Raw genomic sequence first — 21,276 nt, forward strand, 5'->3', positions numbered from 1 at the left:
TCATGAGTGGCCCCGGCGCGCGTGGGGGGGGGGGGGGGGGGGGGGGGGGGGGGGGGGGGCCCGGGGGGCCGCCCCCCCCCGGCGGGGGGGCCCCGCCGCCCGGGGCCGGTGGGGGCGCTCACCGGGCACCGCCCGCGACGGCGGGGCCGGCGGGCTCGGCGGCGCCGGCGGGGTGCACGCAGCGCGCCGCGTGCGCCGGGCCCTGCGGGGCCAGGGCGACCTCGCCGGCGCGGCAGGCGTCGTCGCCGCGCCCGCAGCGCGGCAGGAAGGCGCAGCCCTCGGCCCAGGGCAGGCGGTCGCGCACGCTGCCGGGCACGGGGCGCAGCGGGGTGCCCTCGGGGGCGTCCACGCGCGGCACCGCGCCGAGCAGGCCGGTGGTGTAGCGGTGCCGGGGCGCGGCGAACAGCTCCCGGCGCGGCGCCTGCTCGACGACGCGGCCGGCGTACAGGACGTTGACGCGGTCGCAGGTGCCGGCGACCACGCCGAGGTCGTGGGTGATGAGCAGCATGGCGGTGCCGGACTCCCTCACGAGGGCGGTCAGCAGGTCCAGGACCTGGGCCTGGATGGTGACGTCGAGGGCGGTGGTGGGCTCGTCGGCGATGATCAGCCTGGGCGAGCAGGCCAGGGCGGTGGCGATGAGCACGCGCTGGCGCATGCCGCCGGAGAGCTGGTGGGGGTACTCCCCCGCGCGCCGGCGCGGGTCGGGGATGCCGACGCGGCCGAGCAGGTCCACGGCCTCGGCGCGGGCCTGGGCGCGGGTGAGGTCGGTGTGCGCGCGCAGCACCTCGGTGAGCTGCCGGCCCAGGGTGAGCACCGGGTTCAGGGAGGTCATGGGGTCCTGGAACACCATGGCCAGGTCCTTGCCGCGGCGGCGGGCCAGCTCGCGCGGCGGCAGGGTGAGCAGCTCGGTGCCGGCGAAGCGCACCGAGCCCTCCACGTGCGCGCCGCGGCGCGGCAGCAGGCCCATGACCGCCAGCGAGGTGACGGACTTGCCGCAGCCGGACTCCCCGACCAGGCCGACGACCTCCCCGGCGCCGACGGTGAAGGAGACGCCGTCGACGGCGGTGACGGGGGCGCGGCCGCGGCGCGTGAAGCGCACCCGCAGGTCCTCCACCGCCAGCAGCGGCTCGGCGCCCGGCGCCGGGGCGCCGGGGGCGGGGGTCGTGGGCACGGGGGCGCTCACCGTTCGCTCCGGGGGTCGAGGGCCTCGCGCAGCGCCTCGCCGAGCAGGGTGAAGCCCAGCGCGGTGACGGCGATGCACAGGCCCGGGTACAGGGCCAGGCGGGGGGCCTGCTCCAGGCGGTCCTGGGCGGTGACGAGCATGCGGCCCCACTCGGCCACGGCAGGGTCGGGGTCGCCCAGGCCGAGGAAGGACAGCGCGGCGACCTCGATGACGGCGGTGGCCAGCACGAGGGTGGCCTGCACCAGCACCGGGCCCAGGGAGTTGGGCAGCATGTGGCCCACGACGATGCGCCGCTGGCGCAGGCCCAGCGAGCGCAGCGCCACGACGTACTCCTGCCCGCGCTGGGCCAGCAGGGAGGCGCGCAGCAGCCGGGCGAAGACCGGCACCTGCGCGGCGGCGACCGCCAGCATGATCGAGAGGCTGCCGCGCTCGATGAGGGCGGCCACGGAGACCGCCAGCAGCAGCGAGGGGATCGACAGCAGCACGTCGACCAGGCGCATGACCACGGTGTCGACCCAGCCGCCGATGCCGCCGGCCAGCAGGCCCAGCACGGCGCCGGCGGCCAGGCCCACCGCGGTGGAGACCACGCCGATGACCAGCGAGGAGCGCGCGCCGTAGAGCAGCTGGGTCAGCAGGTCCGAGCCGAAGGCGTCCAGGCCCAGCGGGTGGCCGGCGCTGGGGCCGGGCACCGAGGTGGGGGTGACCTGCCCGAACCACTCGGCGCTGGCGGGCCGGTGCGGGGCCAGCAGGGGCGCCAGCAGGGCGACGAGGACGAAGGCCGCGACGAGCACGGCGCCGACCAGGCCGGCGGGGTTGCGGCGCAGCCGGCGCCAGGCGGCCAGCCACGGGCCGGCCCCGGAGTCGCCGGTGGCCTCCGGCGGCGGGCCGCCGGCCGGCTGGGCGGCGACGGCGTCCAGAGCGGTCACGACACACGCACCCGGGGGTCGATGAAGCCGTAGCTGATGTCCACGGCGAGGTTGACGAGGGCGTACACGACGGCGATGAACAGGATGAACCCCTGCAGGACCGGGTAGTCGAGCTGGCTGATGGCGGCGAACAGGTAGCTGCCGATGCCGTTGATGGAGAAGACCGTCTCGGTGAGCACGGCGCCGGAGAGCAGCGCACCGGCCTGCAGGCCCAGCGTCGTGGACACCGGCAGCAGGGCGTTGCGCAGCACGTGGCGGCGACTGATGAGGGAGGCGGGCAGGCCCTTGGCGCGGGCGGTGCGCACGTGGTCCTCGTCGAGCACCTCGATGACGGAGGCGCGGGTGATGCGCACCACGATGGCCAGCGGGATCGAGCCCAGCGCCAGCGCGGGCAGCACCAGGTGCACCAGCGCGTCCCAGGAGGCGTCCCACTCGCGGGTGAGCAGGCCGTCCAGGACGTAGAAGTCGGTGACGTGGGTGGCGTCGATGCGCGGGTCCTGCCGCCCGGAGGTGGGGAACCAGCCCAGCTCGATGCTCAGCAGGTACTTCAGCAGCACCGCCAGGAAGAACACCGGCACGACGACGCCGAGCAGCGAGCCGCCGACGACGAGGTTGTCCAGCACCCCGCCGCGCCGGCGCGCGGCGAGGTACCCCAGCGGGACGCCGACGAGCACGGCCAGCAGCAGGGCGGCGACGGCCAGCTCGATCGTGGCGGGGAAGCGGTCGGCGAACGTGGTGAGCACCGGTTCGCCCGTGTTGATGGAGGCGCCGAGGTCCCCGCGCACCAGCCGTCCCAGGTAGGTCGCGTACTGCTGCCACACGGGCTGGTCGAAGCCGTAGCGCTCGTTGACCGCGGCGATGCCCGCGGGGGTGGCCTTCTCCCCCAGCAGGGCCCGGGCGGGGTCGCCGGGCAGCGCGCGCACCCAGGCGAACAGCAGCAGGGACAGGCCGAACAGGACGAGCACGAGCAGGGCCAGGCGCCGCACGACCAGGCTCAGCACGAACCCTCCCGGCGACGGCGGTGGCGGGGACGGTGCGGCATCAGCTCTCGGCGCTCACGGTGACGGTGTTCCACACCTCGTCCTGCACGGGGCTGGCGGTGTAGCCCTGCACGCCGGGGGCGAAGGCCAACGAGGGCACGGGGCTGGCGATCGGGACCCCGGGCAGCAGCGTCATGACCTGCTCGTTGAGGTCCTGGTACGCCTGCTCCTGCGCCTCTTCGCTGGTGGCGGTGCGCGCGGCGGCCAGCGCCTGGAACAGGCCCTGGTCCTCGAAGCCCCACTCGTTGGTCCTGGCGCCGAAGAAGACGCCGATGAAGTTGTCGGGGTCGTTGTAGTCGCCGGTCCAGCCCAGCAGGTGGATGCCGTGCTCGGTGCCGCCCTGCACGGTGCCCAGGTAGTTCGGGCTCCACTGCTCGGCCACGGGGGTGGTGGTGATGCCCACGGCGTTGAGCTGGCTGTTGATGGCGTTGTAGATGGTCGCCGGGTCGGGCATGTAGGGGCGCGAGACGTCCGTGGGGTAGTTGAACGGGATCGTCAGGTTCGCCTGGCCGGCCTCGGCGAGCAGGCGCCTGGCGGTGTCGGGGTCGTACTCGTAGGTGGTCACGCCCTCGTTCCAGCCGATGACGTTGCTGGGCATGAACTGGGTGGCGACCTCGGTGCCCTCGGGCAGCGCGTTGCGCACCACGGCCTCCTTGTCGATCGCGTGCGCGATCGCCTGGCGGACCTTCAGGTCGTTCAGGGGCGGGAAGGCCTGGTTGATGCCCAGGTAGAGGATGTTGAAGGCGGGGCGGTTCTGGATCTGGAAACCGCCGTCCTGCAGGGTCTTCACGTCGGCGGGGGCGACGAGGTCGTAGCCGTCGATGTCGCCGTTCTGCAGGGCCTGGCGGCGCGCGGTGCCGTCGCCGATGAACTGCACGATGGCGGTGGCGACCTTGGCCTTCTCGCCCCAGTAGCCGTCGTTGCGCTTGAGGGTGACCTGCTGGCCGCGCTGCCAGGAGTCGAAGACGAACGGGCCGGTGCCCACGACGCCGCCGGTGGCGTAGGCGCTCTGGCGCGGGTCGGCGCCGTCGGCGCCGTTGCCGCCGCCGGCCTCGACCGCCTCGGTGTCCTGCATGGCGAACGCCGGCAGGGTCAGCGAGGCCAGGAACCCGGCGAAGGGGGTGGTGAGGTTGACGGTGACGGTGCCGTCGGGGTTGGCGGTGCTGCCGGCGTACAGGCTGGTGCTCAGCGCGGGGTCGTCGTTGGTCTTGAACCCGCGGAAGATGGAGCGGTAGTAGTACGCCAGGTCCTCGCCCTGGGCCAGGCCGCGCAGGTTGTACCAGCGCTCGAAGTTCGCCACGACGGCGTTCGCGTCGAACGGCTTGCCGTTGGAGAACGTCACGCCCTGCTGCAGGGTGAAGGTGTAGCTGAGGCCGTCCTCGGAGGTGGTCCAGTCCGTGGCCAGCGAGGGGGCCAGCTCGGTGGTGCCGGGCGCGGCGGAGACCAGGCCCTCGAAGATCTGCCGGGTGACGCGGAACGTCTCGCCGTCGGAGGCGAACACCGGGTCCAGGGAGTCGGGGTCGGAGGAGCCGCCGAACACGAACGTGTCGCGGGTGGCGCCGCCGCCGCCCTCGCCGCCCCCCTCGCCGCCGGTGTCGCGCTCGCTCTCGGCGCAGGCGCTGGTGGTGACCAGCGCCGCGGCCCCCAGGGAGGCCAGCGTGAAGGCGCGGCGGGTGGGGCGGGTCTCGTCCGTCCCGGGCAGCTCGGTCATCGGTTCCTCGTTCCGGCGTCGGTGGTTCCAGCGGGGTCCGCGGGGTCGGTCGGGCGTGCCGGGGCGCCGCCGCCGCGTCGCGGCCCGTCGCACCGGCCGCCGGTCCCGCACGGCCAGTGGGGAACGTAGGCGATCGCGGCGTGTTCACCAACGCCACGCCGGGCGTGTCACACATTCGTTACACGCGGGGCGGTGCGGCGGGTTCGCCCAGGGCGACCCGCCCGGCCTGGGCAGAGTGCGCAGCGGGGCCGGGGCGGGAGCGGAGGCGCGGCCCGCGCGTCAGGCGAAGGCGGCGTGGCCGGTGATCGCGCGCCCGACGATGAGGGTGTTCATCTCCCGGGTGCCCTCGTAGGAGTAGATCGCCTCGGCGTCGGCGAAGTGGCGCGCCACGCCGTGCTCGGGCACGATCCCGTTGCCGCCGAGCACCTCCCGGCAGCGGGCGACGGTCTCGCGCATGCGGGTGGTGGTGTAGGCCTTGGCCAGCGCGGAGTGCGCGTCCTGCTGGCGGCCGGCGTCGAGCAGGCGCGAGACCTGCACGCACAGCGCCAGCGAGGCGGTGATGTCGCCCAGGCTGCGCACGAGCAGGTCCTGCACGAGCTGGCGGGCGGCGATGGGCCGGCCGAACTGCTCGCGCCGCTGCGCGTACGCCAGCGCGGCCTCGTAGGCGCCCATGGCCACGCCCACGGCCTGCCAGGCGACCTCGGCGCGCGTCAGGCGCAGCACGGTGGCGGTGTCCTTGAAGGAGCGCGCGCCGGCCAGGCGGCGCTCCTCGGGCACCCGCACGCCCTGCAGGACGACGTCGGCGTTCTGCACGGTGCGCAGCGCGATCTTGTCCTCGATCTTCGTGGCGGTGAAGCCGGGGGTGCCCTTCGTGACGAGGAAGCCCTTGACCTGGTCGTCGGCCACGTCGCGCGCCCACACGACGACCACGTCGGCGAAGGTGGCGTTGCCGATCCAGCGCTTGGCGCCGTCCAGGACCCAGGTGCCGCCCTCGCGCCGGGCGGTGGTGGCCAGGCCCCTGGCCGCGTCGGAGCCGGAGCCGGGCTCGGTCAGCCCGAAGGCGCCCACCAGCTCCCCGCGCGCCATGGGCGGCAGCCAGCGCTCGCGCTGCTCGGGCGAGCCGGTCACGGCGATGGAGCCCATCGCCAGGCCGTTGGTGACGCCGACGAAGGTGGCGATGGAGGCGTCCACGCGGGAGAGCTCCATGGCGACCCAGCCGCGGTGCACCGCCGAGCTCTCGAACCGGCGGGTCTCCGGCCAGGCGGCCCCGTAGCAGCCCAGCTCGGCCAGCGGCTCGACGACCTCGGTCGGGAACTCCGCGCGCACCCAGCAGTCGTCGGCGATCGGCCGCACCGAGGTCTCCAGGTACTCGCGCAGGGCGAGCACGGCCTGCTTCTCCCGGGCGCTCAGGGCGTCGTCCTGGAAGGCGTAGAAGTCGCTGGGCAGGAGGTCGGTCACGGGGCTCTCCGTCGCTGGTCCGGGTGGCGCGCCGGTGCGCCACGGCCCCCAGTCTGCAACACTCGCGCACGTGTTGCACGCACCGGGGGTCCTGTCGCTGCCGCTGGGCCGGCGCGGCGCGGTGCTCGTGCCCACCCCCCTCTCGCAGCGGCTGGCCGCCGGCGGCGGCAGCGGCGACGCCGTGCACGCCTTCCGCCTGGCGCGGCGCGGCTTCATCGCCGGCGAGCGCCTGGACGTCAGCGCGCTGGCCGCGCAGCTGGGCGTGGACCGCACCTCGGTCTTCCGCTGGGTCGGCAACCGCGACGCGCTGCTGTCGGAGCTGCTGTGGTCGCTGGCCGAGCCGACGCTGGACCGCGTCGACGCCGACGCGCGCGCGGCGGGCGCGCGCGGCGGCGAGCGCGTGGTGGCGGTGCTGACCGGCTTCACCGACGCGATGATCTCCGCGCCGTACTTCCGCGCCTTCTTGCACCGCGAGCCGGTGCGGGCGCTGAAGCTGCTGACCACGGCGGCCAGCGAGGTGCAGCGCCGCTTCACCGCGACCGTGGAGTCGCTGCTGGCCGAGGAGTCCGGGCGCGGCTGGGAGCCGCCGGCGCTGCCGCCGCACGACCTGGCGTACCTGCTGGTGCGGGTGGCGGAGTCCTACACGTACGCGGACCTGCTGGCCGGCGAGCGCCCGGACACCGCCCGGGCCGCGGCGGCGCTGGCGCACGTGGTGGGCACCGCACCCGCCCCCGCACCCGCTGCCGCACCCACCACCCCGACGAGCACCGGAGGCGCCCCGTGAGCCCGAGCACCGCGGACGGCGGGCCCGCCGGCACCGGGAGCGGCGCGCGCGAGCGGTACGGCTTCAGCCGGCCGTTCCCCACCCGCTGGAACGACGACGACGCCTTCGGGCACCTGAACAACACCGTGCACTACGCGGCGATGGACACCACCGTGACCTCGTGGCTGCTCACCGAGGGCGGCCTGGACCCGCGCGACCCGGCGGGCGGGGTGATCGTGGTGGTGCGCGCCTCCTCGTGCGAGTACGAGGCCTCGGTGAGCTACCCCGACGTGCTCGACGTGGGGCTGCGCGCGGAGCGGGTGGGCACCACGAGCATCACCTGGGGCTTCCGGCTGCGCCGGGCCGGCGACGGGCTGGCGGTCGCGCGCGGGACGTTCGTGCACGTCTTCGTCGACCGGGCCTCGGGGCGGCCGGTGCCGGTGCCGGCGGCGCTGCGGGAGCGGGTGGAGCAGCGGCTGCCGGGCTGAGCGGGGCGGGGACCCGCGTCCCTGGCGGGGGAGGCCGGGGTGCGGGAGCATCGGTGCAGCAGCGTCGCGAGGGCCGCGGCGCGCGCCGGGAGGTGGTCGGGGTGCTGGTCCGCGAGGCGATGACGGTCCCGGTGGTGACCGTGCTGGACGACGACGAGGTGGCGCACGCGGCGCGCACGCTGCTGCACCACCGGGTCTCGTCCGTGCCGGTCCTGGACGCCGACGGGCACCTGGTGGGGATGGTCAGCGAGAGCGACCTGCTGCGCGAGCGCCTGGGCAGCGACCCGCGCAGCCACGAGATGGACCGCGACGGCGACAGCGGCGACGGCGGGGCGCCGCCGCGCACGGTGGCCGAGGTGATGACGACGCGGCCGCTGACGGTCGAGCCCGGCGCGGACCTGTCCACGGCGGCCGCGCTGCTGCTGGACCACGGCATCCACGCCGCGCCGGTGTGCGACGGGCGGCGGCTGGTGGGGATCCTCGCGCGCCGCGACGTGCTGCGCACCGTGGCCCACCCGGACGACGACGTGCGCGCGGCGGCGCTGGCGCGGCTGGCCGAGGACCTGCCCGGGCAGCCGTGGCGGGTGGAGGTCGAGGACGGGGTGGTGACCCTGGACGGGGTGCACGACCCGGGGCAGCGGCGCATCGCGGCGGTGCTGCTGCGCACGGTGCCGGGGGTGGTGCACGTCTCCGGCGTGGACGCGCACGTCTCGATCGACCAGCCGGTGGCGCGCCCGCGCCCCTGAGGGCGCGGCGGGGCGGGGCGGCGAGCGGGTCGCTCAGCCGCTGGCCGCCGTGAACGCCTCCAGCTCCTCGCGCGAGGGGTAGGACGGCTGCGCCCCGGCGCGCGCGGCGGCCAGGGCGGCCACGGCGCCGGCGCGGCGCGCGGCCTCGACGAGCGGGTCCCCCGCCGCCAGGCGCAGGGCCAGCGCCCCGGTGAAGGCGTCGCCGCAGCCGGTGGTGTCCACCGCCTCCACCGGCACGGCCGGCACCGGCACGGGCGCGGCGCCCTCCTCGTGCACCACGCAGCCGCGCGCGCCGCGCGTGACGACCGAGCGGGGCACGCCGTGCCCGCCGAGCTGGGCCGCCTCGTGCTCGTTGAGCACCAGCACGTCGGTGCGCTCGAGCAGCCCGGCCGGCACCGGCCCGGACGGCGAGGGGTTGGTGAGCACGAGCGCCCCGGCGGCGCGCGCCGCGCGGGCGGCGGCGAGCACGACCTCGGCGCCGACCTCCAGGCACAGGCACAGCACGGCGGCCCCCTCCAGCAGGCCCGCGGGCAGGTCCGCCGGCGCCAGGGCGGCGTTGGCGCCCGGGGAGACCACGATGGTGTTCTCCCCCGCGGCGTCGACGGTGATGACGGCGGTGCCGGTGGGCGTGCCGGCGCGCACCAGCACGTGCGAGACGTCGACGCCCGCCGCGGCGGCCGAGGAGCGCAGCAGCCGCCCGTGCTCGTCGTCGCCGACGGCGCCGACGAGGACGACCTCGCCGCCCAGGCGCCCGGCGGCCACGGCCTGGTTGGCGCTCTTGCCGCCGGGCAGGACGGCCAGGTCCTGCCCGCGCAGCGTCTCCCCCGGGCGCGGGAAGCGCTCGGTGCGCACGACCAGGTCGGCGTTGAGGGAGCCGACCACGACGATGCGCCGCCCGCTCACCGCGGGCCCCCGGGCGGGGACCGCGCGCACCCGCGGGTCGCGGTCCTGGACGGTCTCCTCCGGCACGGGGCGCTCCCCTCCCTCGGGGCACCGGGACGGCGCCCGCCTCGCGGGACAGCCTGCACCGCCCGGTGCCGCGGGTCCCGGCGGGGGCGGACCCGGCGGGAGGAGGCGCCGGCGGCCGCGCGGCGGGCCTCAGCGGTGGCGGCTCAGCGGTGGCGGCTCAGCGGTGGCGGCTCAGCGGTGGCGGCTCAGCGGTGGTAGACGGCGGTGGGCACCCCGTCGAGCACGTGCACGCGCACGGGGGTGTCGAAGACCTCCTCCAGCACGTCGTCGCGCACCACCTCCGCGGGCGTGCCCTGCGCGACCACGCGCCCGTCGCGCACGGCGACGATGCGGTCGGACCAGGCGGCGGCGAAGTTCACGTCGTGCACGACGAGGGCGACGGCGCGGCCGAGCTCGTCGGCCGCGCGGCGCAGCAGCCGCATCATCCGCACCGCGTGGCGGATGTCCAGGCTGCTGAGCGGCTCGTCGAGCAGGACGTACCGGGTGCCCTGGGCCAGCACCATCGCCACGTGCGCGCGCTGGCGCTGCCCGCCGGACAGCTCGTCGAGGAACCGGTCCTGCAGGTCGGTCAGCTCCAGGAACCCCAGCGCCTCCTCGACCGCGGCGACGTCCCGGTCGCCCATGCGGCCGCCGCAGTGCGGGAAGCGGCCGAAGGAGACCAGCTCGCGCACGGTCAGGCGGGTGGTGAGGCGGTTCTCCTGGCGCAGGACCGCCACGACCTTGGCCACCTCGGAGGAGCGGGCGCGGTGCACGTCGAGGTCGCGCTCGCCGTCGCGCACGCGCACGCTGCCGGTGTCGGGGTCGGCCAGGCGCCCGGCGATGGTGAGCAGCGTGGACTTGCCGGCGCCGTTGGGGCCGATGATCGAAGTGATGCCGCGCTCGGCGAGGACCTGGGTGACCGGTCCCAGCACGGGCGTGGCGCCGTACGCCTTGGTGACGCCGTCGACGGTGATCACAGGGTTCCCTTCCGCAGCAGCAGGACGAGGAAGACGGTGCCGCCGAGGAACTCCAGCACGACGGTGAGCATCCCGGTGGCGTAGAAGACGTGCTCCATGACGAACTGCCCGCCCACCAGCACCAGCACGCCGAGCAGGAAGGACATCGGCAGCAGCACCGCGTGGCGGTGGGTGCCGGCGACCTGCCGGGTGAGGACCGCCACGAGGAACCCGAAGAACGTCATGGGCCCGACGACGGCGGTGGAGACGGCCACGAGCACCGAGACGCACACCAGCGCCAGCGTCAGCTCGCGGCGGTGGTCCACGCCGAGGTTCACGGCGACGTCCCGGCCGAGCTCGAGGACGTCCAGGCGCGCGTGCCGGCGCAGCACCACGAACCCGGTCGCGGCGCACACGGCCGCGGCGTACGGCAGCAGCCCGGCGTCCACGGTGCTCAGCCGGCCGAACAGGCGCGCGGAGAGCACGTCGTGGTCGGCCGGGGACAGGACGCGCTGCAGGAACGTGGACAGGCTGTCGAACGCCGCGCCCAGGGCCACCCCGACCAGCAGCAGCACGTGCAGGTTCGCGCGGCGGCCGGAGAACAGCCACCGGAACAGCAGCGTCGCGAACGCCACCATGAGCAGCGTCTGGACGGCGACCTTGGCGGGGCCGTCGGTGGCGGCCAGGGCACCGCCGCCGAACACCACGACCAGCGCGGTCTGCGCCAGGACGTAGACGGAGTCGAAGCCCATGATGGACGGGGTCAGGACGCGGTTCTGCGTCACCGTCTGGAACACCAGCGTCGCCAGGCCCTGGGTGAACGCGGCGACCACCATCGCACCGGCGGTGCTCAGGCGGCGCTCGACCGCGAACTCGAACGAGCCGCGCACGAACAGCAGCAGGTAGCAGGCGAGCGCCGCGAGCGCCAGGGCCCCCACGAGCGCCAGGCGCAGCCCGGGGCGCACCCGCGCCGCGGCGGCCGGGCCGGCGGCGGAGCGAGCGGCGGAGCGGCGGCCGGCGGTGCGCGCGGCGGGCCGGGTGGTGGTGTCCTCAGCCACGCAGCGACCCCCTGCTGCGCAGGACGAGCACGACGAACGCGGTGGCGCCCACCGCCCCCAGGACCACCGAGGCGGGGATCTCCAGCGGGAAGACGACGGTGCGCCCGACCAGGTCGCACACGACCACCAGCACGACGCTGGCCAGCACCACCCACGGCAGGTTGCGGCGCACGTCGTCCCCGCGCAGCAGGGAGACCACGTTGGGCACGACGAGGCCGAGGAAGGGCACGAAACCCACGACCACGGCCGTCACGCCCGTGGCCAGGGCGACCATCGCGGTGCCGGTGAACACCACGCGGCCGTGGTGCAGGCCGAGGTTGGTGGCCACGTCGCGGCCCAGGCCGGCGACCGTGAACCGGTCGGCGGTGACGTACACCGCGACCAGCACGAGCGCGACGATCCACAGCGGTTCGTAGTTGCCGCGCACGATGCCGCTGAAACCGCCCGAGCGCCAGGAGGAGAGCATCTGCAGCAGGTCGTTCTCGGAGGCGAGGTAGGTGGTGGCGGCGCCGACCACCGAGCCGAGCATGATGCCCACCAGCGGGACCACGACCGAGGAGCGCAGCGACACCCGGCGCAGCACGCCCAGGAACACCAGCGTCCCGGCGAAAGCGAACCCGGTGGCGACGAGCATGCGGACGGTCGTGGGGGCACCGGGGCGCAGGACGGCGAGCAGGACGATGCCCAGGGCCGCCCACTGCGCCGAGCCGGTGGTGGTCGGCTCCACGAACCGGTTCTGCACCAGCACCTGCATCACGACGCCGGACACGCCCATCGCGGCGGCGGCCAGCACGAGCGCGGCGGTGCGCGGGACGCGGCTGACGAGGAACATCTCCCGCGCGGCCGGGTCGTGCAGCAGCGTGCGCGGGGTGATGTCGTACCCGCCGACGGCCAGGGAGGCCGCGAGCAGGGCGAGCACGACGACGACCCCCGCGGCCAGGGGGACCCGGCGCAGGGGCGGGCGGCGCGCGGCGGGTGCGGCCGGGGTGGCCGCGCCCGCCGCGGGGGCGGGGGTGCTCACGCCGCGGAGAACGCGTCCGCGATCTGCTCGAACACGGCGGTGTAGGCCTGCACGCCCTCGGTGACGTAGAAGTCGGCGGGCAGGTGGACCACGTGGTTCTCCCTCACGAAGGTGGTGTCCTTCCACGCCTGCTGCTCGGAGACGAGCTGCTGCGCGGGCGAGGCGCCCCGCGTGCCGGTGGCGGCGTCGCGGTCGAGCACGATCATCCAGTCCGGGTCCAGCTGGGCGATCGTCTCCGGCGCCAGGCCGGAGTCGTTGTGGACGGAGTCGCCCTCGGCCTCCAGCGCGTTGCGCAGGCCCAGCGGCTCGGTGATGCGCTCCAGGCGCTCGGAGCCGTTGTCGATGTGCCCGCCGCTGGCCACGGCCAGGAACACCGACTCCTCGCCCGTGGCCTCGTCCGCGCGCTGCTCGGCCGCCTCCAGGGCGGCCACCAGCGCGGCGGCCTGGTCCTGCTTCCCGAAGACCTCGCCCAGCTGGGTGGTCTGCGCCTTCAGGCTCTCCACGTACCCGCCCTCGGCCTCCGCCGACGGGGAGACGTCGATGGTGGGGGCGATCTTCGCCAGCTCCTCGGTGTGCTCCGCGAAGCGGTACCCGCCGATGATGAGGTCCGGCTCGGCCTCGCTGATCGCCTCCAGCACGGGCTCGCGGTGGGTGCCGGCGTCGGCGACGGCCTCGTCGGAGGCCCAGTCCTCGTAGCCGGTGGGCGGCAGCAGGCCCTTGGGCACCGCCACGGGCGTGATGCCGAACGCCTTGACGGTGGCGAAGGAGGTGTTGTCCAGGGCGGCCACGCGCAGCGGCTCGGCGGGCACCTCGACGGGACCGTTCGCGGTCTGCACGGTGCGGGTGGCGGCGGCACCGGCCGCCGGGTCCGCCTCCGCCTCGCCGGAGCAGGCCGCGAGGCCGAGGCACGCGACGAGTCCGAGGGCGAACCCGGCCGCGGTGCGCCGGGGCAGGAGGTGGTTCACGGCAACGCCTTTCACGCAGGGGTGGGGGGCGGGTCCCCGCGCAGGAGCGGGCCCGACGCCGGGAAGCTTAGCCTTCCCTGACCCCGGCGCGGGCACCCGGCCGGCGCGGGCGCGCCGTCACACCCCGCCCGGCGCCCGCTCCGTCAGCACCTCCCCCGAGCCGTCCCCGGCGCGCGGCCACCGCTCCCGCCGCGCCGCGTCGGGCACCACCGCCACCGGCCCGCCGGCCCGGTGCAGCACCTCGTGGCTGGTCGAGCCCAGCAGCGCGCACGCCAGGGCCCCGCGACCGCGCGAGCCCACCACCAGCAGCCGCGCCCCGGCCGCCGCGCCCAGCAGCGCCTCCGCCGGGTGCGCGTCCTCCAGCAGCCGCGCACCCGCCGGCGGCGCCGGCCGCGCCGCGCGCACCCGCTCCAGCGTCCGCTGCAGGCCCTCGGCGGCCTGGCGGTGCGCGACCTCGCGGGCGCGCTCCCAGCCCGCCGGGTCCGCGGCGCGCAGGCGCTGCGCCGGCGGGCGCCACACCCGCACCACCGTCAGCCCCTCCCCCGCCGCCGCGGCGTGCGCGAGCGCGAAGCCCTCCGCCGCCCGCGACGCCGGTGAGCCGTCCGAGCCGAGCACCACGCCGCCGGCACCCCCCGGCCCCTCCTCGGAACCCCCGAGGTCCGCGGGGTCCCCGGGGTCCCCGGCACCGGCGGGGGTGCGCACGACCACCACCGGGCAGGGGGCGTGCGCGACGAGCGAGAGGCACGTCGAGCCCAGCACCAGCTCGCCGAGCACCCCGCCGCGCCGGCCGTCCAGGCGGCCGGGACCGGTCACCACCAGGCACGCCCGCGCGGCGGCCCGCAGCAGGGCGTGGCGCCGGTGCTCGTGCACCAGCTCCGTGCGCACCCGCACGCCCGGCGCGACCGCGCCGGCCAGCGCCGCCAGCCGCTCCAGCGCCGCGCGCGCCTCCCGGTCCAGCTCCTCCAGGACGCCCCCGGCCCACACCGTGCCCAGGGCGTCGGTGGCCACCGGCGGCTGCTCGGCGTGCAGCAGCAGCAGGACCGCGCCGCGCCGCGCCGCCTCGCGCGCGGCCCAGCGCACCACCGGCACCGACTCGTCCCCGCACTCCACCCCCACCAGCACGGCCCCGTCCGCCGCGCCGCTCCCCGGTCCGCCCGCCGTCCCGTCCACCACGTCCACCGCCTCCTCGCGCCGTCGTGCCCCTCCAGGGTGCGCCCGCGGGCGCGGGCGCGACAGGGGTCCGGGCGGCGGGACCGGGACGACGGGAGCGGGACGGACCCCGCCGGGGTCGCGTCCGCCCCGGCCCGGTGGTGCCATGCTGCGCGCGTGGAGATCGCGCTCGCGCTCGTGGGGATGACGGTGCTGGTGTGCGCGGTGGCCGCCGCGTGCGACCGCTTCGGCTGGCCCACCCCGCTGGTGATGCTGGCGACCGGGGCGGTGGTCTCCGCCGTGCCGGGCGTGCCGGAGTTCTCGCTCACCCCGGAGCTGGTGCTCAACGGCCTGCTGCCGCCGCTGCTGTACGCCACCACGGCGCAGGCGTCGCTGTACGACTTCCGCCGCGACAAGCTCGCCACGTTCCTCATGTCGGTGGTGCTCGTCGTCTTCAGCACCGTGGCGATCGGCGCGGCGACCTCGTGGCTGCTGCCGGGCGTGGCGCTGGCGGCGTGCCTGGCGCTGGGGGCGGTGGTGGCGCCGCCGGACGCGGTGGCGGCCGCGGCGATCGGCCATCGGCTCGGGCTGCCGCGGCGGGTGGCGACGCTGCTGGAGGAGGAGAGCCTCGTCAACGACGCCACCGCCCTCATCGCCCTGTCGGTGGCGGTCACGGCGCTGACGGGTTCCGTCTCCCCCGTGCACGTCGCCGGGGACTTCGCGCTCGCCGTGCTCGGCGCGGTGCTGATCGGCGCGGTGGTGGCCGCGGTGCTCATCGCGGTGCGCCGGCGCCTGCACGACCCCGTGCTGGACACCGCGCTGTCGTTCGCCGCGCCCTACCTGGCGTTCCTGCCCGCCGAGGCGCTGCACGTGTCCGGGGTGCTGGCCACCGTGGTCACCGGCCTCGCGATGGCGCACCGGGCGCCGCGCGTGCAGACGGCCTCCGCGCGCATCGCCGAGGCCACGAACTGGCGCACCGTGCAGTTCCTGCTGGAGAACGCGGTGTTCCTGCTCATCGGGCTGCAGCTGCCGCACCTGCTGCGCGACGCCGCCTCCGACGACCTCGGCGCCGGGCACGCGGCGCTGGTGTGCGCCGGGGTGCTGGTGGCCGCGGTGCTCTCGCGCTTCGCGTTCCTGCACGCGGTGTGGCTGGTGCTGCGGTTCGGGCCGGCGTCCTGGCGCGCGCGGGCGTGGTCGCCGCAGGTGACGGTCCTGGTCTCGTGGGCGGGCATGCGCGGGGTGGTGACGCTGGCCGCGGCGCAGCTGCTGCCGGCCGACGTGCCGCACCGCCCGGTGCTGCTGCTGGCCGCGTTCACCGTCGTGGCCGGCACGCTGCTCGTGCAGGGCTCGACCCTGCCGTGGCTGGTGCGCCGGGTGGGCGCGCCGGGGCCGGACCCGGCCGCCGACGCGCTGCAGGCCGCGGAGCTCGTCGACGCGGCCGGCGCGGCGGGCCTGCGGCGCCTGGACGAGGTGCTCGCCGGCGCCGGGCCCACCGGCGCGCCCGAGCAGGTGCCCGCCGACGTGGAGGAGCGGTTGCGGGCCCGCGCGCAGACCCGCGCGCTGGTGGCGTGGGAGCGCCTGGGCCGGCCGCTGGCCGAGCGCACCACCCCCTCCGCGCAGTACGCCGCGCTGCGCCTGCAGATGCTGGCCGCCGAGCGCGACGTGGTCGTTGAGGCCCGCGACACCGGACGCGCCGCCCCGCCGGTGCTGCGCGCGGCGCTGGCCGCGATCGACCTGGAGGAGTCGCTGCTGGAGCACCACGCCGGGGAGGTCGAGGCGCTGCACCCGGACCGCGCCCTGGCCCCGGCGCGGGCGGCGGACACCTGCGAGCACCTGCGCAGCGCCCCCTCCGGGGAGGGCTTCTCCCGGGCCTCGGCCGCGGCGTGCGAGGACTGCCTGCGCGAGGGCACCACGTGGGTGCACCTGCGCACCTGCCTGGGCTGCGGGCACGTGGGCTGCTGCGACTCCTCGCCGCGCCGGCACGCCCGCACCCACGCCGCCTCCGACGCCCACCCGGTGGTGGTCAGCGCCGAGCCCGGCGAGGCGTGGCGCTGGTGCTTCGTGGACGAGCGGATCGGCTGAGCGGCCCGCCCGGCGCGGTGCGCGGGGGTGGACGCACGAGCGCCCGGGACCCCGCGGGGTCCCGCCCGCTCGGCGGTCAGGGGCGGGGTGTCAGGACTCCGCGCCGTCCTGCTCCAGGCGGCCGCTGCCGCGGCCCTGGTCGAGGACGTCGGTGCCCGGGCCGCCGATGAGCACGTCCGCGCCGTTCTCGCCGGACAGGCGGTCGGCGCCGAACCCGCCGAGCAGGACGTCATCGCCGTTGCCGCCGGAGATCACGTCGTCCCCGGCGCCGCCGCAGATCACGTCGTCGCCGTTGCCGCCGGTGATGACGTCGTTCCCGCCCATGCCCATGACGACGTCGCGGCCGTTGGTGCCCTTGAGCACGTCGTTCCCCTCGGTGCCGCGGATCGTGGGCACCAGGCCCTGGCAGCGCTCGTCGAGGTCGAGGCCGAACACGACCGGGTCGTGGTCGCTGGAGCGGTACGGGTTCGGCGCGTACAGCGCCTCGTCACCGGTGTACTGGTAGACGGAGGACTCCACCGAGTTGATGTTCCAGTGGGTGGCGTCGGTGACCTTCGCGGTCAGCTCCGCGCTGGCCAGGGCGTGGTCCAGGGAACCGGACAGCGCGTCGAAGACGTAGCTGTAGCGGCCCTCGTCGAACCGGGCACCCAGGTCGGTCAGGCCCGCCGTGGTGCGCAGGACCTCGATCGGGTCCTCCTGCGTGTAGGCGTTGAAGTCGCCCAGCGCCACCACGTCGGCGTCGCCCGTGCTGGTGCGCAGCTCGCCGAGGAAGCGGGCCAGCGACTGCGCCTGCCGGACGCGGTCGCCGTTGAAGGACCCCTGACCGGTGTCGGCGTTGTCGCCGGTGCCGGTGCCGCCCTTGGACTTGAAGTGGTTGGCCACGACGGTGAACGTGTCGCCGTCCTTGACGAACGTCTGCGCGATCGGCTCGCGGGCGTTGGACCACACGGTCTCGTCGACCAGGCCGACGGGCGCGCCGACCGGCTGCACGACGTCCTTCTTGTAGATGATCGCGTTGCGGATGACGTCGCGGTCCACCGCGTACAGCTCCTGCGGCATGGGCACGTACGCCCACACCTCGGACCCGGCGGCGCGGTTCAACCGCTGCACGAGGTCCGCCAGCGCCGTGTCGGCGTTGCCGGGGGTCAGCCCGGTGGAGTCGGAGTCCTCGATCTCCATGAGGGTCACGACGTCCGCGCCCAGGGCGCCGATCGCCGGGACGATCTTCCCGGCCTGCTGCTCGAGCTCCGCCTGCGAGGTGGCGCCGCGCCCGACCCCGCCGATGGTGAGGAAGTAGTTCAGCACGTTGAACGCGCCGACCTGCACGTCGCCGCCGACGGTCTCGGGGGCCGCGGGACGGGTGTTCTGCGGGGCGAAGACGCCGTCGGCGGTGCCGTCGGCCGGCTGCAGCCGCCACGCGTCGAAGCCGTAGCCGAGCACCAGGGGCTCGGTGAAGGTCAGCTCGTCACCCACGCGCACGGGCGTGGTGGGGCTCAGGTACGGGCGGGTGGTGACCGAGACGCGCGCGCTCACGGCGTCGTCGAGCAGGATGCTGCGCCGGTCGTTCTCCGCGGCGATCGCCTGCGCACCGGCGCCGGGACGGGCCAGCTCGGTGGGCTGCACGAGCAGGCCGCCCTCGGAGAGGGTCAGCTCGCCGAAGCTCGTCAGGTCGAAGACCTCGCTGACGGTGAGGCGGTCGGTGGGGGCGACGCGCATCCCCTCGTAGCGCTCGCGGTCCACGGGAGCCAGGGGCAGGTCCAGCGCCGTGGGCGCGGGCAGGTTCGCCGCGCTGCCCTCGGCGACGACCGTGACGCCGGCGGCGCGCACCTGGGTCTGACCGCCGAACTCCTGCGCCTGGCCGGTGACGGTGACGGTGTCGCCGAGGTCCACGGCGGCGGTGCTGAAGACGAACACGCCGTCGGAGGTGGCGGGGTCGCCGTCGCCGTCGCGGTCCTGCAGGTAGAACCCGGACAGGCCCGGGGTGTCGCCGACGACGACGCCGGTGACGGTGACCTGCTGACCGGCCAGCGGGGTCGTCGCGCCGGTGCCCTGCACGGCGCCGATCTCGACGACCTTGCCGGGTGCGGGCGGTGCGGGGGGCGCCGGGGTGGCCGTGGGGGCGTTGACGGCGCCGGTGGTGGCGGCGGCCGGGCCGGACCAGGTGAGCGTGCCGTCGGCGGCGACGGTGCGCGAGAGGGACTGACCGACGGGGGTGGACTCCGGCTCGGAGACGCCGATGTCGGTGCTGGTGCGCCCCATGGCGGGACCGTTCGTCGCGGTGAACGTCCCCTCGTAGGAGAGGAACTCCAGCACCTCGGTGCCGCGGACGAGCGCGAGACCGTCGGGCTCCGGTCCGCCGTTCTGCAGACCGGGGAAGTCGACGACGGCGACGGCCGGGGCATCAGCAGGAGCGGTGGCCGCCGGAAGGGCACGGGTGCCGTAGGAGGCACCCCCGTTGCCGTTGTAGGCGATGACCGACAGCCCGGAGGTGCTGGTGCCCGCGGGAACCTGCACCTCGACGAACTCACCGGTGTCGGCACCGGCGTTGTCGTAGTGGATCTCGGAGATGAACGGCGCGGTCGGCGCGGCGGCGGCGGGCAGGCCGAGCGCGGTGAGCGCGGCACCGGCGACGCCGAGGGCGACGCAGCCGCCGGTCAGGCGCGTCGCGCGGGAACGGCTGGGCATGGGGGTCCTTCCGGACGGGTGGGGGGTCGCCACGAAGGTAACCCGGCACGGGGAGTGCTCAGCACCGCCCGGGGTCGCTCGCGGGTTAACTTCAGGTGACGCCCGGGTGGCGCGGTGACCGGCTCGTCACCGGCCCCGCGCCGCGCGGGTCCGCAGGGGGCACCGGCGCGCGAACGTTCCCCGGAACCCCCTGCGAGGTGCGAGGATCCCGCCCGCACCGCACCGCCGTCCCCCGGAGAGACATGTCCCCCGCACCCGCGCGCCGCGCCGCGCTCGCCCTCGTCCTGGCCTCCGCCCTCGCCGCGGCCCCGTCGGCCGCCGTCGCCGCGCCCGGCCCGAAGGCGCCGAAGCCGCCGAAGGCCGACTTCACCCTCACGATCCTGCACGCCAACGACCTGGAGTCGTCCCTGCTGCCCGTCACGGGCACGGACGGCAGCACCTACGGCGGGGTGGACCGCTTCGTGGAGCTGGTCCAGCGCGAGCAGCGCGCCGCCGTCACGGGCGCCCCCGGCCCCGGGCAGGCCGGCAAGCGCGGCGTGCTGACCGTCTCCGCCGGCGACAACTTCCTGCCCGGCCCGCAGCTCGCGGCCAGCGAGGGTTCCGGGCGGCCGGTCTACGACGCCACGGCGTTCAGCGCCGCCGGCTTCGACGTCTCGATCTTCGGCAACCACGACTTCGACCAGAACCCCGACTTCCTCGCCGAGTGGCTGGGCGACGTCTCCCCGGGCACCGCGTTCGTCGCCGGCAACCTCGGCTTCGGCGCCGAGCCGCGGCTGCTCGCCGAGGTCCGGGACGGCACGATCGTGCTGACCCACGTGAAGGAGGTCAAGGGCGAGCGCATCGGCGTGATCGGCCTGACCACCCCCGAGCTGCCGCGCCTGAGCAGCTCGCGCGGCGTCACCGTCGACCCCGACCTGGCGCGGATCGCCAACGCGCAGGCCGCCGCCTACGCCGCCGCGGGCGTGGACAAGGTGGTCCTCGTCTCGCACCTGCAGGACATCGACAACGAGGTGGCCCTGGCCGGGCAGCTGCGCGGCGTCGACGTGATCGTCGGCGGCGGCGGCCACGAGCTGCTCGCCGACCCCGGCGACCCCCTGGTCGCCAACGGCGTGACCCCCTACGGGCGCTACCCGCTGACCCCGACCGACGCCGACGGGCGGGTGGTGCCGGTCGTGACGACCAACGCGCTGCACACCTACGTGGGCCGGCTCGTGGTGACCTTCGACGAGCGCGGCGAGGTCCTCGCCGTCGACGAGGCGGCCTCGCGCCCGCTGCCCGTGGTGGCGCAGGGCCCGGACGCCGTCCAGCCCGACGCGCAGGTGCACCAGCAGGTCGTGCAGCCCGTGCAGGAGTACGTCTCCTCCCTCGCCCGGCGGGTCCTGGCCCGCTCGGAGGTCCCGCTGAACGGCGTGCGCAACGACGTCCGCAGCCGCGAGACCAACCTGGGGAACCTGGCGACCGACGCGCTGCTCGCGGCCGGGCGCCGCGAGGCCGCGGCGGCCGGGGTGAGCGCGCCGGTCGTGGCGCTGCAGAACGGCGGCGGCATCCGCAACGCCTCCGTGCTGCCCGCCGGCGACGTGAGCGCCCTGGACACCTACACCGTCCTGCCGTTCGCGAACTTCGTCGGCGTCGCCCCGGCGATGCCGGTGGAGACGTTCCTCGCCGGGGTCGAGCACGGCCTGTCCGGCGCGGTCGCCGGCGGGGTGCTGCAGCCGGCCGGCTCGTTCGCGCAGGCCGCCGGCTACCGCGTCAGCTACGACCCGGCCCGCCCGGCCGGCTCGCGCGTCGTCGACCTGGTCCTGGACGACGGCACCGCCCTGGTGCGCGGCGGGGTGTCCACCGGCGCGCTGCGCACCCTGTCGGTGGCGACGATCGACTTCATGCTGCGCGGCGGGGACGGGTTCCCCTTCGACGGCGTCGCCTTCTCCGTGCTGCCGGTGACCTACCAGCAGGCGCTGGCGGCGTACCTGACCGGCGACCTGGCCGGCCGGGTCAGCGCCGCGGACTACCCCGTGGGCGGGGAGGGCCGCATCACGGCGCTGTCCTGAGCCGGTGCGCCCCGCGGCGGCCGCCCGGTCCGGCCGGACCGGGCGGCCG

17 protein-coding genes are annotated in these 21,276 nt (G+C 76.2%); 5 read left to right on the plus strand and 12 right to left on the minus strand.

Annotated elements, in window-relative coordinates:
- Positions 1 to 118: 118 nt before the first annotated feature.
- From ACRYR7_RS15785 to ACRYR7_RS15805, 5 genes are all read right to left on the minus strand, one after another.
- Complete coding sequence (locus ACRYR7_RS15785; protein ID WP_432573061.1) at positions 119 to 1,183, minus strand: ABC transporter ATP-binding protein; 1,065 nt, start codon at positions 1,181 to 1,183, stop codon at positions 119 to 121.
- Positions 1,180 to 2,109, minus strand: coding sequence for an ABC transporter permease (locus tag ACRYR7_RS15790; protein WP_432573062.1), 930 nt, complete (start codon positions 2,107 to 2,109; stop codon positions 1,180 to 1,182). The genes ACRYR7_RS15785 and ACRYR7_RS15790 overlap by 4 nt, the downstream gene beginning before the upstream one ends.
- Positions 2,106 to 3,110 (minus strand): ABC transporter permease, encoded by a 1,005-nt coding sequence (locus tag ACRYR7_RS15795; protein ID WP_432573063.1) that lies wholly within the window; start codon positions 3,108 to 3,110, stop codon positions 2,106 to 2,108. Before ACRYR7_RS15795 ends, ACRYR7_RS15790 begins: the two co-directional genes overlap by 4 nt.
- Positions 3,111 to 3,150: 40 nt before the next feature.
- On the minus strand, positions 3,151 to 4,860 hold the full coding sequence (locus ACRYR7_RS15800) for an ABC transporter substrate-binding protein (RefSeq protein ID WP_432573064.1): 1,710 nt from the start codon (positions 4,858 to 4,860) through the stop codon (positions 3,151 to 3,153).
- A gap of 279 nt (positions 4,861 to 5,139) precedes the next feature.
- Positions 5,140 to 6,318, minus strand: coding sequence for an acyl-CoA dehydrogenase family protein (locus ACRYR7_RS15805; RefSeq protein WP_432573065.1), 1,179 nt, complete (start codon positions 6,316 to 6,318; stop codon positions 5,140 to 5,142).
- 70 nt (positions 6,319 to 6,388) lie between these two features.
- Here ACRYR7_RS15805 and ACRYR7_RS15810 point away from each other — a divergent pair, with 70 nt between their 5' ends.
- From ACRYR7_RS15810 to ACRYR7_RS15820, 3 genes are read left to right on the plus strand one after another with little or no spacing between them, the layout of a single operon-like run.
- Positions 6,389 to 7,102, plus strand: a complete 714-nt coding sequence (locus tag ACRYR7_RS15810; protein WP_432573066.1) for a QsdR family transcriptional regulator — start codon at positions 6,389 to 6,391, stop codon at positions 7,100 to 7,102.
- Positions 7,099 to 7,569 (plus strand): acyl-CoA thioesterase, encoded by a 471-nt coding sequence (locus tag ACRYR7_RS15815; RefSeq protein WP_432573067.1) that lies wholly within the window; start codon positions 7,099 to 7,101, stop codon positions 7,567 to 7,569. The genes ACRYR7_RS15810 and ACRYR7_RS15815 overlap by 4 nt, the downstream gene beginning before the upstream one ends.
- A gap of 53 nt (positions 7,570 to 7,622) precedes the next feature.
- Positions 7,623 to 8,315: a CBS domain-containing protein gene (locus ACRYR7_RS15820; protein WP_432573068.1), complete on the plus strand. Its 693-nt coding sequence runs from the start codon at positions 7,623 to 7,625 to the stop codon at positions 8,313 to 8,315.
- 33 nt (positions 8,316 to 8,348) lie between these two features.
- Here ACRYR7_RS15820 and ACRYR7_RS15825 read toward each other — a convergent pair whose 3' ends face one another.
- The 6 genes from ACRYR7_RS15825 to ACRYR7_RS15850 all read right to left on the minus strand — a co-directional run bounded on the left by ACRYR7_RS15825 (position 8,349) and on the right by ACRYR7_RS15850 (position 14,442).
- A complete protein-coding gene (locus ACRYR7_RS15825) occupies positions 8,349 to 9,218 on the minus strand; it encodes a ribokinase (RefSeq protein ID WP_432573076.1) in 870 nt (289 codons plus the stop codon).
- A gap of 251 nt (positions 9,219 to 9,469) precedes the next feature.
- A complete protein-coding gene (locus ACRYR7_RS15830) occupies positions 9,470 to 10,240 on the minus strand; it encodes an iron ABC transporter ATP-binding protein (RefSeq protein ID WP_432573069.1) in 771 nt (256 codons plus the stop codon).
- A complete protein-coding gene (locus ACRYR7_RS15835) occupies positions 10,237 to 11,277 on the minus strand; it encodes an iron chelate uptake ABC transporter family permease subunit (RefSeq protein ID WP_432573070.1) in 1,041 nt (346 codons plus the stop codon). The genes ACRYR7_RS15830 and ACRYR7_RS15835 overlap by 4 nt, the downstream gene beginning before the upstream one ends.
- Positions 11,270 to 12,232 (minus strand): ABC transporter permease, encoded by a 963-nt coding sequence (locus tag ACRYR7_RS15840; protein ID WP_432573077.1) that lies wholly within the window; start codon positions 12,230 to 12,232, stop codon positions 11,270 to 11,272. The genes ACRYR7_RS15835 and ACRYR7_RS15840 overlap by 8 nt, the downstream gene beginning before the upstream one ends.
- Positions 12,233 to 12,294: 62 nt before the next feature.
- A complete protein-coding gene (locus tag ACRYR7_RS15845) occupies positions 12,295 to 13,263 on the minus strand; it encodes a siderophore ABC transporter substrate-binding protein (protein ID WP_432573071.1) in 969 nt (322 codons plus the stop codon).
- A 117-nt stretch (positions 13,264 to 13,380) separates the two neighbouring features.
- Positions 13,381 to 14,442, minus strand: a complete 1,062-nt coding sequence (locus tag ACRYR7_RS15850) for a universal stress protein (RefSeq protein WP_432573072.1) — start codon at positions 14,440 to 14,442, stop codon at positions 13,381 to 13,383.
- Positions 14,443 to 14,589: 147 nt separating this feature from the next.
- On the opposite strand from ACRYR7_RS15850, the gene ACRYR7_RS15855 reads away from it, so the two are divergent.
- Entirely contained in the window at positions 14,590 to 16,494 is a 1,905-nt protein-coding gene (locus ACRYR7_RS15855; RefSeq protein ID WP_432573073.1) for a cation:proton antiporter domain-containing protein, read from the plus strand.
- 90 nt (positions 16,495 to 16,584) lie between these two features.
- Here ACRYR7_RS15855 and ACRYR7_RS15860 read toward each other — a convergent pair whose 3' ends face one another.
- Positions 16,585 to 19,179: an ExeM/NucH family extracellular endonuclease gene (locus tag ACRYR7_RS15860; RefSeq protein ID WP_432573074.1), complete on the minus strand. Its 2,595-nt coding sequence runs from the start codon at positions 19,177 to 19,179 to the stop codon at positions 16,585 to 16,587.
- A gap of 242 nt (positions 19,180 to 19,421) precedes the next feature.
- Between ACRYR7_RS15860 and ACRYR7_RS15865 the strand changes: the two genes are divergently transcribed.
- Positions 19,422 to 21,227 carry a bifunctional metallophosphatase/5'-nucleotidase gene (locus ACRYR7_RS15865; RefSeq protein WP_432573075.1) on the plus strand — a complete coding sequence of 602 codons (1,806 nt, stop codon included), beginning with the start codon at positions 19,422 to 19,424 and terminating at the stop codon, positions 21,225 to 21,227.
- The last annotated feature ends 49 nt before the right edge of the window (positions 21,228 to 21,276 follow it).

It is taken from the genome of Kineococcus gurbantunggutensis (assembly GCF_050871925.1).
Classification (GTDB): domain Bacteria; phylum Actinomycetota; class Actinomycetes; order Actinomycetales; family Kineococcaceae; genus Kineococcus.